The organism is Vibrio maritimus (genome assembly GCF_021441885.1).
GTDB classification, from domain to species: Bacteria; Pseudomonadota; Gammaproteobacteria; order Enterobacterales; family Vibrionaceae; genus Vibrio; species Vibrio maritimus_B.
The window spans coordinates 2045379-2060349 of the sequence record NZ_CP090438.1 but is presented as its reverse complement, the minus strand read 5'-3'; the positions used below and the strand labels follow the sequence as shown (position 1 = coordinate 2060349).

The 14971-nt window shown below is 46.3% G+C and carries 12 protein-coding genes; 5 read left to right on the top strand and 7 right to left on the bottom strand.

The genetic code is table 11. The features are described 5' to 3' along the window. The first annotated feature begins 32 nt into the window (after positions 1 to 32). The 3 genes from LY387_RS09465 to LY387_RS09455 all read left to right on the top strand — a co-directional run bounded on the left by LY387_RS09465 (position 33) and on the right by LY387_RS09455 (position 4052). Positions 33 to 1349, top strand: a complete 1317-nt coding sequence (locus tag LY387_RS09465; protein WP_234493890.1) for a DUF945 family protein — start codon at positions 33 to 35, stop codon at positions 1347 to 1349. 131 nt (positions 1350 to 1480) lie between these two features. Next, positions 1481 to 2575 carry a 3-phosphoserine/phosphohydroxythreonine transaminase gene (gene serC, locus LY387_RS09460; protein WP_234493889.1) on the top strand — a complete coding sequence of 365 codons (1095 nt, stop codon included), beginning with the start codon at positions 1481 to 1483 and terminating at the stop codon, positions 2573 to 2575. Between the two features lie 181 nt (positions 2576 to 2756). Further along, entirely contained in the window at positions 2757 to 4052 is a 1296-nt protein-coding gene (locus tag LY387_RS09455) for a hemolysin family protein (RefSeq protein ID WP_234493888.1), read from the top strand. Between the two features lie 72 nt (positions 4053 to 4124). On the opposite strand, the gene cydC is transcribed toward LY387_RS09455, so the two are convergent. The 3 genes from cydC to trxB form a co-directional block, all read right to left on the bottom strand. After that, positions 4125 to 5846: a heme ABC transporter ATP-binding protein/permease CydC gene (gene cydC / locus LY387_RS09450; protein WP_234493887.1), complete on the bottom strand. Its 1722-nt coding sequence runs from the start codon at positions 5844 to 5846 to the stop codon at positions 4125 to 4127. After that, complete coding sequence (cydD, locus tag LY387_RS09445) at positions 5839 to 7623, bottom strand: heme ABC transporter permease/ATP-binding protein CydD (RefSeq protein WP_234493886.1); 1785 nt, start codon at positions 7621 to 7623, stop codon at positions 5839 to 5841. Before cydD ends, cydC begins: the two co-directional genes overlap by 8 nt. A 125-nt stretch (positions 7624 to 7748) precedes the next feature. Further along, entirely contained in the window at positions 7749 to 8705 is a 957-nt protein-coding gene (gene trxB / locus LY387_RS09440; protein ID WP_234493885.1) for a thioredoxin-disulfide reductase, read from the bottom strand. Between the two features lie 520 nt (positions 8706 to 9225). Between trxB and LY387_RS09435 the strand changes: the two genes are divergently transcribed. Further along, positions 9226 to 9882: a 2OG-Fe dioxygenase family protein gene (locus tag LY387_RS09435; protein ID WP_234496094.1), complete on the top strand. Its 657-nt coding sequence runs from the start codon at positions 9226 to 9228 to the stop codon at positions 9880 to 9882. Continuing rightward, the gene (locus LY387_RS09430; protein WP_234493884.1) at positions 9866 to 11089 is read left to right on the top strand and encodes a cysteine desulfurase-like protein; all 1224 of its coding nucleotides are present in this window, start codon (positions 9866 to 9868) and stop codon (positions 11087 to 11089) included. The genes LY387_RS09435 and LY387_RS09430 overlap by 17 nt, the downstream gene beginning before the upstream one ends. 56 nt (positions 11090 to 11145) lie before the next feature. Here the strand turns inward: LY387_RS09430 and LY387_RS09425 are convergent, their stop codons facing one another. The 4 genes from LY387_RS09425 to LY387_RS09410 form a co-directional block, all read right to left on the bottom strand. Next, on the bottom strand, positions 11146 to 11973 hold the full coding sequence (locus LY387_RS09425; RefSeq protein ID WP_234493883.1) for a DUF2797 domain-containing protein: 828 nt from the start codon (positions 11971 to 11973) through the stop codon (positions 11146 to 11148). 80 nt (positions 11974 to 12053) lie between these two features. After that, on the bottom strand, positions 12054 to 12722 hold the full coding sequence (locus tag LY387_RS09420; RefSeq protein ID WP_234493882.1) for a SanA/YdcF family protein: 669 nt from the start codon (positions 12720 to 12722) through the stop codon (positions 12054 to 12056). A gap of 71 nt (positions 12723 to 12793) precedes the next feature. After that, positions 12794 to 13117 carry a DUF3392 domain-containing protein gene (locus LY387_RS09415; protein ID WP_042475457.1) on the bottom strand — a complete coding sequence of 108 codons (324 nt, stop codon included), beginning with the start codon at positions 13115 to 13117 and terminating at the stop codon, positions 12794 to 12796. A gap of 87 nt (positions 13118 to 13204) precedes the next feature. Continuing rightward, the gene (locus LY387_RS09410; RefSeq protein WP_234493881.1) at positions 13205 to 14893 is read right to left on the bottom strand and encodes an NAD-dependent malic enzyme; all 1689 of its coding nucleotides are present in this window, start codon (positions 14891 to 14893) and stop codon (positions 13205 to 13207) included. Positions 14894 to 14971: the final 78 nt, after the last annotated feature.

The window sequence follows — 14971 nt, the reverse complement described above, 5'->3', positions numbered from 1 at the left end:
ATTGGAGATCCTAACGACTTGAGTTAGACTGAATGAAATACACCTCACAAAACGTTTTAATTATCTCTATGAATCAACTTAAGAAGTATGGCGCAATTGGTGGCGCAGTCGCTCTTGTGCTGTGTTGGCCCCTAGCGGTTGGCCACATTGGTCAGAAAGTTATTGAAGATGGCGTGGCGCAGCTCAACAATGAAGGCGTGACGGCAGAAATTGTTTCTTATGATCGCAGCTATCTCTCATCGGTAGTAGAAACCCGCTATCAAGTCCAAGACCCAATCCTTAAAGAGCAGCTTGAAGTCGATGGTTTGCCAACTGAGTTAGTTGTGAAAAGCGATATCAGCCACGGTTTGATGAGTTTGACCGCGAACTCGGTTCTAAAGAACTTCCCGGACTTTCCGTTACTTCTGAAAACCGTCACTCAACTAAATGGCAACACAGAGTTTGAGTTGTCATTGGATAGCTGGAGCTATCAAGGCAGTGATGACCAAACCGTGAGTATGTCGATTTCGCCGTCGGTCGCGACCGGCACAGCAACCGTGCTTGGTCAGGTATCATTCCAACTAAACGTGCCTTCTGTTCAGCTCGATTTCGAGAATGGCGAGCAATTAGTGATTAACCAAGTCTCTGCTAAAGGCGAAGGTAAACAAGAAAATGGTTTCTGGCTCGGTGAACAGAGCGCATCGATGAAGCAGTTCAGTATCCTTGATCAAAACCATGATAGTTTGTTTGATATCGACACGATTGGATATACCTTCAAGTCGTCTCTGAATGCTGAGAGTGATCGTATCGATACTCAACATATCTTCGATATGACTCAACTGACTTATCCAGAGGGCGCTCAGTTGAGCGACCTAAACGTTGATTTTGCGATGAACTCACTCGACCGTTCGGCGTTTGAGGGTTTAGTCTCTCTGTACCGCTCTAATCCATCTTTAGCGCATGCCGATATCAACGAGATTGCACCGCTTATCGAAAACTTGTTTGCTCGTGGCTTCCAAGTGTCGATGAATGACATGCACTTCAAAATTGCTGAAGAAGAATTCAAGTCAAAGTGGCTAGTCGAAGTGCCGGAAGGTACCGAAAACGTATCTCGTGATCCAAGTGTTGTATTGCCGGCGCTGCAAGGAAACATGAATGCGTATATGTCTCAGGGTATGGCGCTTGCCCACCCAATGCTTGCGCAGGGTGTCGATGAGCTGGTTGTGATGGATATGATCAAAGAGAAAGATGCTGGGTACGAGTTGGATGCCAATATTGAGGGCGGACAATTGGTATTTGAAAACGGTCAACAAATCCCTTTGATTGCGTTGTTTCTCCCGTTACTGATGGGACAATCAATGGGGCAATAGCGCCTAGATTGATCAAATTTACATCCCCCAATAGAAAAGAGGCTCCCAGCCTCTTTTCTTGCTTTTTATCTCTTTGAAAACGTGATATTACTGATGGCTTCTTTAAGTATTTTGTTAGGAGTAGTAGGGTCATGGAGCCGATGTCAGATAACGTATTTAATTTCAGTGCAGGTCCAGCTGGGTTGCCAAGAGATGTGCTAAAAAAAGCACAATCCGAGCTACTCGATTGGAATGACTTGGGTACGTCGGTTATGGAGATCAGTCATCGAAGCAAGCAGTTCATTCAGGTTGCGGACGAGGCTGAACAAGATCTAAGAGATCTTCTGAACATCCCTTCAAATTACAAGGTCCTATTTTGCCAGGGTGGCGCGCGAGCTCAGTTCTCAGCGGTGCCATTAAACCTACTTGGCGGTAAAGACAAAGCGACTTACATTGATGCTGGTTACTGGGCACAAAGCGCAGTCGATGAAGCGGAAAAATACTGTACGCCAGTTGTCTATCAAGCAAAGACTGAAATCGAAGGTAAAGTAGCAGTACAACCGGCAAGTGAATGGTTCATTGATCCTGACTCTGCTTACGTGCATTTCTGCCCGAATGAGACAATTGACGGTATCGAAATTAATGAGCTTCCAGACACGGATTTGCCAATCGTCGCAGATATGTCTTCGACCATTCTTTCTCGTCAAATCGATGTGTCGAAATACGGCGTGATCTACGCTGGTGCTCAGAAGAATATCGGTCCTGCAGGTATCTGTATCGCGATTGTACGTGACGACTTACTGGAGCTTGCAAGCGATGTACTACCAACGTTTCTAAACTACAAAGTGTTGGCCGAAAAAGAGTCGATGTACAACACGCCACCAACGTTTGCTTGGTATCTCTCTGGCTTGGTATTCAAATGGCTAAAAGAGCTTGGTGGCGTACAAGCGATTGAGCGTATCAACCGCGAGAAGGCAGCTATCCTTTACGACTATATTGATGCGTCGCCTTTCTACAACAACAATGTTCATGCAGACAACCGTTCTCTTATGAATGTACCATTCCAGCTAGCGAAGCCAGAGCTTGATGCTAAGTTCTTAGAGCTTGCGGATGAACGCGGTCTTCGCGCGTTGAAAGGTCACCGTGCTGTCGGTGGTATGCGCGCATCAATTTACAATGCGATGCCAGTAGAGGGCGTTCAAGCACTTGTTTCCTTCATGAAAGAATTTGAAGCAGAGTACGCGTAAACTCAATTTTAGATTTTTATCGAAGCCGCGATTATTCGCGGCTTTTTTTTGTCTGAATAATCAAAGCTTATCGTCACCATAGTAAACTCGATATCAAAGAATCTGGTGAACATGCGATTATTCACACTCTTCTCTCGCATTCCTCGATATGCTGAGAGTGTGTTGATGATCGGATGGCATTATGGACATATTGATTTTATTTGGTTTGATTGCTCTTAACGGCTTGTTTGCAATGTCTGAGATTGCGCTGGTGGCGGCCAAAGGTGGTCGACTCAGAAAACTCGCAGAACAGTTTGGTTCTGCGCAGACTGCACTGAAACTGAAAGACGACCCCACCTTGTTTCTTTCAACGATTCAAATTGGCATTACCGCTATTGGTATCTTAAGTGGTATTTGGGGTGAAGCGGTTCTGTCAGCGCCAATTCTGCAATGGCTTGTTAGCATGGGCATGGAACGCGAGTTGGCAACGGTGTTAGCAACGACAGGGGTGGTTTTGGTGATCACCTATTTTGCGATAGTGGTGGGCGAGTTAGTACCGAAACGAATCGCTCAGAACAATGCTGAGCGCATTGCGGTGGTGGTTGCGTATCCGATCTATTGGCTCTCAATCGCCACTAAGCCTTTTGTTCTGCTACTGACATTCTCCACCAATCTTATGTTGAAACTGTTGGGACAAAAGGATACTAATGGTGACGCTGTCACTGAAGAAGACATCGTCGCCTTGGTAAAGGAAGGCTCAGAAACTGGGGTTATTGAACTTCAAGAGCAAGAGATGATCGCCAACTTATTGCAGCTCAACGATAGAATGGCGACGTCCTTGATGACACCAAGATGTGAGATCCAATATCTAGATATAGAGCAGCCATTAGCCGAGATACTGAAAAACCTTCGTCAAACTAAACACTCGGTGTGGCCGGTTTGTCGTGGCGGGTTAGATAACCTTATCGGTACCATCTCCTCTAAGGTATTACTGGATGAATATAGCGAGCTATCCATTGAGCGCTTAGTGAAGCTATTGCGTAAGCCAAGGTTTGTTCCTGAATCGATGAAAGGGCTGTCTCTACTTAGCTATATGCAGCAGACCAGTAGTGAGATGACGTTTTTGGTCGATGAGTATGGTGACATTCAAGGTCTGGTTACTCACTATGACCTGTTAACGTCGATAGCGGGTGAGTTAGCCATGACCACACAACATATGTCGGCACGAAAAGGGAAAGACGGCAGTTGGCAATTTGATGGTCTGATTCCTATTTCAGTATTCAAAACCAAGCTCAATATAGACGTCCTTGAAGGGGAAGAAACGGAAGGTTTTCAAACCTTAAATGGCTTCCTTACTTGGCTATCAGGTCGTTTGCCCGAAGAGGGTGAGGCTATTTACTACCAGCGATTTGTTTTCGAGGTTGTTACTGTAAAGAACAATCGGATTACACAGGTTAGGGTACATGAAGTAGTGATTGAGCAAGCAAACGATCACTAATGGTCGGTCTAGCGAAAATAAAAATCCCCGCAATTTGAACGGGGATTTTTATTGGTAGTGAAGGTAAGTACGCTATAGCGTTTGATGCAGCTCGAAGTAGCGTCCTTGCGCAGCTATGAGCTCGTCATGATGACCAAGCTCGAGCACCTCGCCATCTTCTAACAGGCAGACCTTATCAAAGGTATCGAGGTTCACTAGACGGTGCGTAATGAAGATCACCGTTTTACCTGCAAACTTCGATTCAAACAACGACATGATTTGCTGCTCTGTCTTCTTATCTAAGCCTTCAGTAGGTTCATCAAGAAGCAATATCGGTGCATCATGAAGCAGCGCTCGGGCAATCCCAACTCGACGCTTCTCGCCTCCGGAAAGCTGTCGACCACCTTCGCCAAGCCATGCATCTAAGCCTGAGTCTTGGTTGAGGTGCGCTAAGCCAACTTGAGCAAGCACTTGTGCGAGCTCCTCATCGGATGCATCAGGTTTCGCCATCGACAAGTTATCGCGTAGTGTTCCGTTCAAGATATCGACTTTCTGGCTCACAATGCTGGTGGATTGACGAAGCTGAGCTTCACTCCATGTGCGAATATCGTGACCTGCGAGCTCGACAGAACCCTCATTAACGTCCCAGTAGCGGGTAATAAGCTGCAGTAATGTCGATTTACCAGAGCCCGTTTGACCAACGACAGCAAGCTTGTTACCAGCAGGAATATCAAGATTCAACTCTCTTAGTGCGGGTTGATTCGCATCTGGATAGCGAAATGTTGCGTTGTTCACCTTAATTGAGAACGCATTATCGTGAGAGACAGACTCTGCAGGGAAGGTGACATCAGGCTCAGCCAAAATAACTTCGTTCAGACGCTTCGCTGACGTCAGCGTTTGGCCTAGGTATTGGAATGCGCCTGCGATAGGCATGAGCAGTTCAAAGCTCGCCATGGTGGCAAATGCCATAAGCGCAATAAGTGGATCAGGTTGATTACCGCCGACCCCATCAGCTGCTAGCCACAGCATAAGAATCAGTAACCAGCCGTTTGCCAGAATCAATAGACCTTGAGCCATACCAGAAATCTTAGCGTGCACAAACTGGTTCGATAACAGCTTGTTTTGAGCCTCTATGATGGATTGACGATAGCGCGACTCAGCGCCAAACAGAGTTAACTCGCTATAACCTTGCAACCAGTCAAGCGTTTTGATTCTAAGATCGGCTTTGTTCAGAGTCAGTGCTTCACCATTGTTTTTACCAAGGCGGTAGAAGATAACTGGCCAAAGCACGAGAAGCAGCATCAAGATAGCGCCCAGTGTTAAGCCCAGTGTCATATCAAACCAACAAAGTACGGCCGTCAAACACAGGATGCCAAAAGCACCAACGATGATAGGACTCACTAGTCTTAGATAGACATGGTCCATGGCATCGACGTCGGCAACCAGTCGGTTAAGCATATCTGCATCGCGAATGTTAACCGCTTTACCCGGAATCAGTGGTGCCAGCTTTCTGAAGAAGAAAATGCGCAGGTCAGTCAGTAGTTTGAATGTCGCATTGTGGCTGACAACACGCTCACCCCAGCGTCCAGCGGTTCTCGCCATAGCGGCACCGCGCACACCTGCACCTGGCAGCATGTAGTTAAACGTTTCGCGAGCAATCGTCAGACCAGCGACAGCCGAAGCCGAGATGAACCAACCGGAAAGCGTCAGCAAACCAATAGAAGCAAACAGGGTACAGAACGCGAGTACCATACCGAGAGAGAGACCAAACCAATGCTTCTTATACAGTTTCAGGTAAGGGAGAAGTTCACGCATCTAGGTTCCCCTTATCTTGGGCTTTTGCAGATTGTTGTGCGGAAAGCATGGTTCTGAAGAGACCATCATTTGAGGCTAACAAGGTGTAGTCACCATGCTGCTCAATTTGGCCTTTGTTCATCACAAGGATATTGTCGACCTCTTTAAGCTGTGAAAGCTGGTGCGTCACCATTAAGGTCGTTTTACCCGCTGTCGAGGTGTGTAATCCTTGAGTAACCAAGCGTTCACTCTTAGCATCTAAACTCGCCGTCGGTTCATCGAGTAACCAGAATTGGCCGTTTTGGACCATAGCTCGAGCCAGTGCCAGGCGCTGAGCTTGGCCAACAGACAAACCACCAGAGCGGTCGGTAATTTGATAGTTGAGGCCATGCTTTTCGACAAACTCAGCTGAAAACGAAGCGAGCAGGGCGTCATTAACGCGGGCTTCGCTGACGTCAGGATTGCCAAGCGTAACGTTATCCAAAATGGTGCCGTGCAGAAGCAATGGGTTCTGTCCCACCCAGCTGATAGCTTGACGCCATGAATGCTGGTCTAAAGATTTGAGCTCAACACCATTTATCTTGAGCGAGCCTTCGTATGGCATGAAGCCGAGAATAGCGTTGATTAAACTGGTTTTGCCAGCACCGCTAGGACCGACCAACGCCGTGGATTTGTTGGCATCAAGGTTAAAGCTCACAGGACCTACGAGCTTCGTTCCATCAGGACTGTAGACTTCGAGGTTATCTGCACTGATAGTTATTGCATCCTTACTTAATGGCTTTTGACCATTGGGTAGGTCTGCAACTTCAAGATCAAGAAACTCTACAATACTCTCCGCAGCACCTACCGCTTGTGCCTTGGCATGATAGAAGGTTCCCAAGTCTCTCAGTGGTTGATAGAACTCTGGTGCCAAAATAAGAATAAATAGACCAGCGAAGAGGGTAACGCCGACGCCGTAGTGACCGAAGTTAAGTTCGCCAATGTAACTAAAGCCGAAGTAAACAGCGGTGACTGCAATCGAGATAGAGGTGAAAAACTCAAGCACAGCGGAAGATAAGAACGCCAGTCTCAGGACATCCATGGTACGCTTACGAAATACTTCAGATGCACCATGCAGCACTTCCGTTTCTGCGTTGGTGCGATTGAAAAGACGAATTGTCGTCATAGATTGCAATCGGTCATAAAAGTGACCAGAAAGGCGCTGTAGCGCTTTGAAGTTCTTGCGGTTGGCATCAGCCGCCTTCATGCCCACCAAAGCCATAAAGATAGGAACTAGAGGAGCCGTCACAAGGAAGATAAGACCCGCTGCCCAGTTAATTGGAAATACAACGACCAAAATAATAATAGGAACGGCAACAGCAAGTGACATTTGAGGAAGATACTTGGAGAAGAACTCTTGCATCTCTTCGACTTGCTCAAGTACTAGAGTCGCCCAAGTACCGGCAGGTTTGCCCTTGATGTATGTTGGACCGAGTTCTCTAAGCTTGTCGAGTATTAGCTGCCTTATGTAAATACGAACTTGTTCGCCGCATTTGAAGCCCGCAATCTCACGACCCCAAGCGCAGGCAGCACGTCCTGCGACGGCGACAACAAGTCCAGCAAAGTGGGAGATCAGTTCATGTTTATCGACATGTTCGATAATAAGTTGATGAAGAATGGTGGCGATAAGCGCGGCTTGCGCGAGAAGGAACAGACTTGAAAGAACGCCGAGCCCTATCGCAATCATAAGCCAGCGCTTTGCTAGCTTACTTTGCTCTTTGAGCCACTTATTCAAGCTCCGTTGTTTTTTCTTATCCATGTAGAAGGCTTAATGAGTATTATTATTAATAGAACCAGCAATTATACAAAAGAAAACCCAGAGGTTATACCTATGGGTTTTCAATTTTCAATATTGATGAGCTGCTGGTGAAAAGAGCAAGTCTCTTAAGAGTCTTGGGCGTCAAGGAAGCGTTCTGCATCCAGCGCTGCCATACAACCAGTACCTGCTGAGGTGATGGCTTGACGATAGTTGTGATCCATAACATCACCAGCGGCATAAACACCAGGAATGCTAGTTTGGGTTGCATTGCCTTCTAAGCCCGATTGTACAACGATATAACCGTTGTTCATCTCTAGCTGACCTTCAAATAGAGAGGTGTTTGGCTGGTGGCCAATCGCAATGAAGGCACCCATTACGTCGACTTGCTCAATGAGATCGGATTGTGTGTCTTTAATGCGAATACCAGAAACACCCATATCGTCGCCGACCACTTCTTCTAGAGTGCGATCCGTGTGTAAGACAATATTGCCGTTCTCGACTTTGTCCATTAGACGCTTAATTAGGATCTTTTCAGCACGGAAACTATCGCGGCGGTGAACAAGGTGTACTTCAGAGGCGATATTTGAAAGGTACAGTGCCTCTTCAACAGCAGTGTTACCACCACCCACAACCGCTACTTTTTGGTTTCGGTAGAAGAAGCCGTCACAAGTAGCACATGCTGAAACACCACGACCTTTAAATGCTTCTTCTGAGTCAAGACCAAGGTACTTTGCAGACGCGCCTGTTGAGATAATGACAGCATCCGCAGTATAACTCTGGCTATCGCCAGTTAACTTAAATGGACGCTCGCTAAAATCGACTTCATTAATGTGATCAAAAATGATCTCTGTTTCGAACTTTTCTGCGTGAGCTTGCATGCGCTCCATCAACAGTGGACCGGTTAGACCTTCGGCATCGCCTGGCCAGTTCTCAACTTCCGTGGTGGTGGTTAGCTGGCCACCTTGCTGCATACCAGTCACTAGTACAGGTTCTAGATTCGCTCGCGCTGCGTAGACAGCGGCTGTATAACCCGCAGGACCAGATCCTAAGATCAGCAATTTACAGTGTTTTGTGTCAGCCATAGTTTTTCTCACTTTCTCTATTCTTATCAACACCACGGGTGGGTGAGGCTTTGCTACCTAATATATTGGGGTTGAGGGTTAAGAATCAATACTAGATTTGCAATGAACGGTGATATTTTGGTCGATTGGTCACAAACCAAAGCAGAGCTGCCACAGTTGATTCATTTCTGTTGTTCAATAATCCAATAGCAAAAGTCGTAATCACTACCATATAGTGAAGATGTAGTGGTTGTTGCTGGTTTTGTGATCTTGACGCTATTTTGCGTTGGGTTTTGAATAACCCGATAAAATATATGTGGTTATTATGCTAGTGAACTGTTCTAGATTCTGAGTGCAGCCAGAACTGTAATTGGAGGTTAATCCTGTATATGGCGCATATATCGGCTATATCATCTTAAATGTGGATTGTAGTGGAATTTGGTGCTGTCAAAAGTTGATCTCGCAGGATTAGTGATATTTAATGATATGTAAATGAAATGTGAAATATCGAAATTCAACATAACATTAAATGGAGTTAATGATGCTGCACTCAAGCGAAAGTACCTTACATCTCACTAGTCTTAGTGGTCGAGCAATCGAACAGTTAGCACCGACTTTTGCAACCTTACCTAATACTCAACATGCAGATGGTCAATATCGCTTGCGTCGATACTCTGTGATTAACTACCGCGATGGTGAGATCCTAGATACGGGAGATAGCAGCTTTGTGCAATCAGAGCACTACAATCACTTTCAAGGCGATGTCGTCAGGCAGTTTGAGCCAGTTCTAGCATCGACATTGCAAAGCGATGCGATGAAGGAGCTTGTGTCTCTATTTGTGCGCACTAATGACCTGCCGAATGGGCAGGAAATTGAAATCCATCAGATTCGAATCGCAGCGGTTTATGACGAAACAGAGGTAGCGCCAGAGGGCGTGCACCAAGACGGTTTTGACCATATTGCTTTAGTTGGAGTCGGGCGCCAAAACATTGTAGGTGGCGACATCATGCTTTATAGCAGTCACAAGGAAGCGCCATTCTTTAAGAAAGTGCTGGCCGCTGGTGAAGTCGCTATTTTGGATGATTCTCGTTTATGGCATAACGCGACGCCAATTCGCTGTGTTGATGAGCAACATGAAGGCTACATGGATGTCTTCGTTCTTACTGCAAAAGGTCCGAAAAATGCGCTTCACTCCTAATACTGCTCGCGCTCAGTTTACCGCTCTGAGTCAAACTCATAACAATAAGCCTGTGGTTTTTCTCGATGGTCCAGGAGGCTCGCAGGTTCCTCAAAGCGTGCTGACGGCCATGAACGAGTACTTAGGGTTCTATAATTCGAACCTCGGTGGTCATTACTTTTCGAGCAAACGTACCGTTGAATTGGTTGCTGATGCAAGAGAACAGGCTCGTGCGCTTCTCAATGCACCGACGGCTGACAATATTGTGTTCGGCGCCAATATGACGTCACTAACATTCCAGTTGAGCCGTGCTATTGCTCGTGATTGGCAAGCTGGAGATGAAGTGATCGTAACCGCACTTGATCACTACTCTAATGTGTCGAGTTGGGAACAAGCTGCAGAAGATAGAGGGGCAACAGTTAAGCAAGCGAAAGTGGATCCAAAAGACTGCTCAGTGGACTTAGCTCACCTTGAATCACTACTCAATGAAAAGACGCGCTTGATTGCCATTACTTATGCCTCAAACACAACAGGCACTATCACGGATATTCGTCGCGTCGTTGAGATGGCAAAGCGCTATGGCGCTGCGGTTTATGTTGATGCCGTTCACTATACACCGCATGGTCTTGTGGATGTCGAGGCACTAGGTTGCGACTTTCTTGTTTGCTCGGCATACAAGTTCTTTGGTCCCCACTTGGGCGTGGCGTTCGTAGCCTCTGATTGGTTGCAATCTCTTCGTCCATACAAGGTTGAACCAGCGACAGATATTGGTCCGGGAAGGTTTGAAACGGGTACTCAGAACTTTGAAGCACTCGCTGGATTTATTGCCGCTGTGGACTATCTGGCATCTTGGGGGGAAGGGGATTCACTTCGAAAGAAGCTAGCTAGCGCTATGAAGGATATTGGCGCTCATGAAGAGCAGATAAGCCGCTATTTCCTACAGCGATTATCAAAGGTTGAATCACTCTCGCTCTATGGAACAGAAAACTGCGATCATATTAAGCGCACCCCAACCTTTGCTCTGCGCTCTTCTAAACACTCACCGGAGCTGCTTGCCAAAGCACTAGGTGAGCATAACCTCTGCGTGTGGAATGGGCATTTCTATGCTCTGGGTTTGGTGAGACAGTTAGGACTGGAAGATAAAGGTGGCGTACTTCGTGTTGGATTTATGCACTACAACACGCTGGAAGAAGTAGACCTGTTCTTCGATACGCTTGAAAGTCTTTAATTAAAAAAACAGCCCGCATTACGCGGGCTGTTTTTTAGCGTTACGAGTGATAAGTGTTACTCAGCGCTGACTTCTACTTCGTAAGACGTGAATTTACGAATGTTAATCACACCGGTATCAAGGATCAGGTACTGCCCCTTGATGCCTTGTAGCAAGCCCGTCACTAACGGCTGCTTATCAAAGTTATGCGATGTAATTTTGGTCGGATAGGTGTTTACCGGATAGCTCAGCGGAGTAATGTTCTCATCGAGCACAACTACAGCGTCTTCACCATATTTTGCACGAATCTCTTCAATTTTATCCGCAACAAGTGGCAAAAGTGCTTTCGCTTGGTCAACTAACTCTAATGGCTCACCATCTTGTTTAAGCAGTGTACGCCAGTTTGTTTTGTCTGCGATGTGCTTCGCCAGTTCTACTTCAATTAAGCCAGAGATTTGGCGCGTTTTGACCTTTAGGATAGGTAGACCTTGTGTCGCCCCTTGATCAATCCAACGCGTTGGGATTTGAGTGTGACGTGTAATACCAACCTTAAGACTCGACGTGTTTGAAAGGTATACAAAATGGTCAACCATGCAATTGGCTTCGCCCCATTCAGGTTCACGACAAGTCCCTTCATCATAGTGACAGGTTTCTGGCTTCATGATGCACATGTCGCAGCTCGCCAGCTTCTTCATACAGACAAAACAATGCCCTTGTGAATAACTCTTTTTGGTTTTTTTGCCGCAAGAGGCGCAAAAGATATTGCCTGTGTGGTTTAGGGTGATGGTCTTACCGATCAATGGTGAAAGGTCAACCTCTTCATCACCAACCGGAAGTCGGTATTGAACAGTGGATTCTAGGGAAGCGCGCATTTTAGACAGCGTCCCTGAAGCTAGTAGTGACATGACATTACTCTTTATTTTGATTGTACTGTCATGCTAGCAAATTCAAGCTAAAAAATCCTTATATCAACGGGGTATAGAAACTAGTTGGCTTCGTTTTGCTCACCAGGAAGCAGCGGTCCAATAAACTCATCGCTCGTAACGATAGGCTCTTTGGGACCAAGAAACTTAGGCTGAGTGTTCATGACATACAGATCAAGCATCGCCTTCGTGCGCGCAAATACCTCGCGAAGTCGTACTGAGTAGCCTGTTTTCGAAACAGGACCTGAGACCGCTAAACACTTGGCATTAATGTCATAGTGCTGCGCAATCACCAATGCACGCTCACAGTGAAATTTTTGAGTAATGATAAGAAAGTTATCGGTGTCGAAGATTTTTTTGGCACGAACAATAGAGTCTAGGGTTCTGAAACCGGCGTAGTCTAGGTGAATTGCAGGCTCTGGCACATTTGCTCTAAGGAGGTCTCTCTTCATGGTCCATGGCTCATTGTAAGAGCGATGGGCGTTATCGCCACTCAACAAAAAGTGGGACACCTTGCCTTCGTTATACAGATTGATGGCGGCATCTATCCTATGTGAGTAGTATTCGTTGAGTGTGCGGCCTAAGTATTTACTGGTCCCAAGCACGACAGCGACTTGCACGTTGTCCACTTCTTCAATAGATGTCACCAAGTGATCTTCGGCTTGCCAGCTCACCCAACGATCGACTGTGACAACCAAAACAACAAATAACACCAAGGTGATGGCAAGCACGCGAACGCACCGTTTCAAAAACGGGAGAACATTGCCTAATTGCCAAGATTCCTTGTTAAATCTTAAGGTCACTAAATCTGTCGATTCCTTTGAGCCCAAATGCCGATACCTACAAAGCTTAGAACCACGATGGAAAACATCAAACCGGGTTCGATATTATTGAGAGTACTCTTTAATACTGGCGTGGCTTTTATGATGATCAATCCATAACCAAACGCGTTAAGAAGTATAAAACAGCCTGTTCGAATAACGAAATTAGTATCACGTAATACGTTACGCATCAAACGATTAATGTCAGCACCGAGGACAACCAGCGCACAGGCTACTAGCGCGGTAGAGATTTCAAGAAGGTAAGGAGAGAGTAACTTGCCACCTGGAGCGAATAGATCCAACATTGAAGGGTTCCTTTTTCATAATTAGCGGCTCATTAAACAAAAAAAAGGCTCTTGATAACAAGAGCCTTCGTGTGACATTGATTCAGGTTAGAACGCTGAACGCTTATATTTGCGATAAACAGGCTGCCAGAAGTTTTCTTCGATGGCTTTGAGTAAGGTTTCATCTGAACACTCTTTCGCCACACCTTGTTCGATAGCTTTTTTAGCGACAGCGAAAGCGATGCGCTTAGAGACCAGATGAATCTCTTCTAGAGGCGGAAGTAACTGACCAGAGCCTTTTTGTGCCAGCGGAGAGCACTCGGCCAATGCACGGCTAGACTCCATTAGCATTTCGTCGGTTACGCGAGATGCTTGAGCAGCAAGGACACCTAAGCCAATACCAGGGAAAATGTAGCTGTTGTTGCACTGTGCGATTGGGTAGGTTTTACCTTCAACGACAACAGGGTCAAATGGGCTACCTGTTGCTACAAGTGCTTGGCCGTTCGTCCAACGAAGGATGTCGTTCGGCGTCGCTTCAACACGGCTTGTTGGGTTCGAAAGTGGGAACACAATCGGACGCTCACAATGCTGATGCATCTCTTGAATGATCTCTTTGCTAAATAGGCCGGGTGCACCTGATACACCGATAAGCACAGTTGGCTTAGCATTTTTGATTACGTCATGAAGCGAGAAACCAGAGTTCTCTGATTCCCAGTTTTGCGTGTGCTCATGTTTTTGTACCAGGCGCTGCTGGAAGTCCAACAGGTTTGGCATGCCTTCTTGTAGTAGACCCCAGCGGTCAACCATGAAGACCTGTGAGCGAGCTTGCTCGTCACTAATGCCTTCAGATACCATTTGAGCCACGATTGCTTCTGCAATACCGCAACCAGCCGAACCTGCACCTAGGAAAGTTACACGTTGCTCTGACAGTTTGCTGCCAGCCGCCTTACAAGCTGCTAATAGCGAGCCAACAGTGACGGCAGCGGTACCTTGAATGTCATCGTTAAAGCAGCAGATTCGATTTTTGTAGCGCTCAAGAAGTGGCATTGCATTTTTCTGAGCAAAGTCTTCGAATTGAACCAGTGCATCAGGCCAGCGACGCTGTACAGCTTGGATGAAATCTTCAACGAACGCGCGATATTCATCACCCGTGATACGAGGATGACGCCAGCCCATGTACATTGGGTCTGCTAAGCGTTGCGGGTTGTTCGTACCCACATCAAGTACGATTGGCAGTGTATAAGCTGGGCTGATACCACCACATGCGGTGTACAGTGCCAACTTACCAATTGGAATCCCCATACCACCGATACCTTGGTCACCAAGACCGAGGATACGTTCACCGTCGGTTACAACAATGACTTTAACATTGTGGTTACGTGCGTTGTTGAGTAGGTCATCGATGCGATCACGATTTGGATAAGAGATGAACAGACCACGACCACGACGATAAATGTTCGAGAAGTTCTCACATGCTGCACCTACAGTTGGGGTGTAAATGATCGGCATCATTTCCGAGATGTGATTCTGAACTAAACGGTAGAAAAGGGTTTCGTTCGTATCTTGGATATTGCGCAGATAGATGTGCTTATCCATGTCATTTTCAAAGCTAGTGTACTGCTTGTAAGCACGGTCTACTTGCTCTTGAATGGTCTCTGTCGTTTCTGGAAGAAGACCTTCTAGGTTAAAAGACATTCTCTCTTCTGAAGTGAAAGCACTGCCTTTATTGAGTAATGGAGTACTAAGAAGCGCAGGACCTGCGTAAGGGATGTAAAGCGGTCGTTTGTTGTTGTTCATTAGGTTACCTGATATGGGAACAGTCATTCGGGAAATAGGAACAATTAGCGCGCTAATTTAACACAAATTAAGAGATTA

Excerpts from the sequence above, each read along its gene's own strand:
- LY387_RS09465 (WP_234493890.1), top strand. The coding sequence starts at position 33 with ATGAAATACACCTCACAAAACGTTTTAATTATCTCTATGAATCAACTT.
- serC (WP_234493889.1), top strand. The coding sequence starts at position 1,481 with ATGGAGCCGATGTCAGATAACGTATTTAATTTCAGTGCAGGTCCAGCT.
- LY387_RS09455 (WP_234493888.1), top strand. The coding sequence starts at position 2,757 with ATGGACATATTGATTTTATTTGGTTTGATTGCTCTTAACGGCTTGTTT.
- cydC (WP_234493887.1), bottom strand. The coding sequence starts at position 5,846 with ATGCGTGAACTTCTCCCTTACCTGAAACTGTATAAGAAGCATTGGTTT.
- cydD (WP_234493886.1), bottom strand. The coding sequence starts at position 7,623 with ATGGATAAGAAAAAACAACGGAGCTTGAATAAGTGGCTCAAAGAGCAA.
- trxB (WP_234493885.1), bottom strand. The coding sequence starts at position 8,705 with ATGGCTGACACAAAACACTGTAAATTGCTGATCTTAGGATCTGGTCCT.
- LY387_RS09435 (WP_234496094.1), top strand. The coding sequence starts at position 9,226 with ATGCTGCACTCAAGCGAAAGTACCTTACATCTCACTAGTCTTAGTGGT.
- LY387_RS09430 (WP_234493884.1), top strand. The coding sequence starts at position 9,866 with ATGCGCTTCACTCCTAATACTGCTCGCGCTCAGTTTACCGCTCTGAGT.
- LY387_RS09425 (WP_234493883.1), bottom strand. The coding sequence starts at position 11,973 with ATGTCACTACTAGCTTCAGGGACGCTGTCTAAAATGCGCGCTTCCCTA.
- LY387_RS09415 (WP_042475457.1), bottom strand. The coding sequence starts at position 13,117 with ATGTTGGATCTATTCGCTCCAGGTGGCAAGTTACTCTCTCCTTACCTT.
- LY387_RS09410 (WP_234493881.1), bottom strand. The coding sequence starts at position 14,893 with ATGAACAACAACAAACGACCGCTTTACATCCCTTACGCAGGTCCTGCG.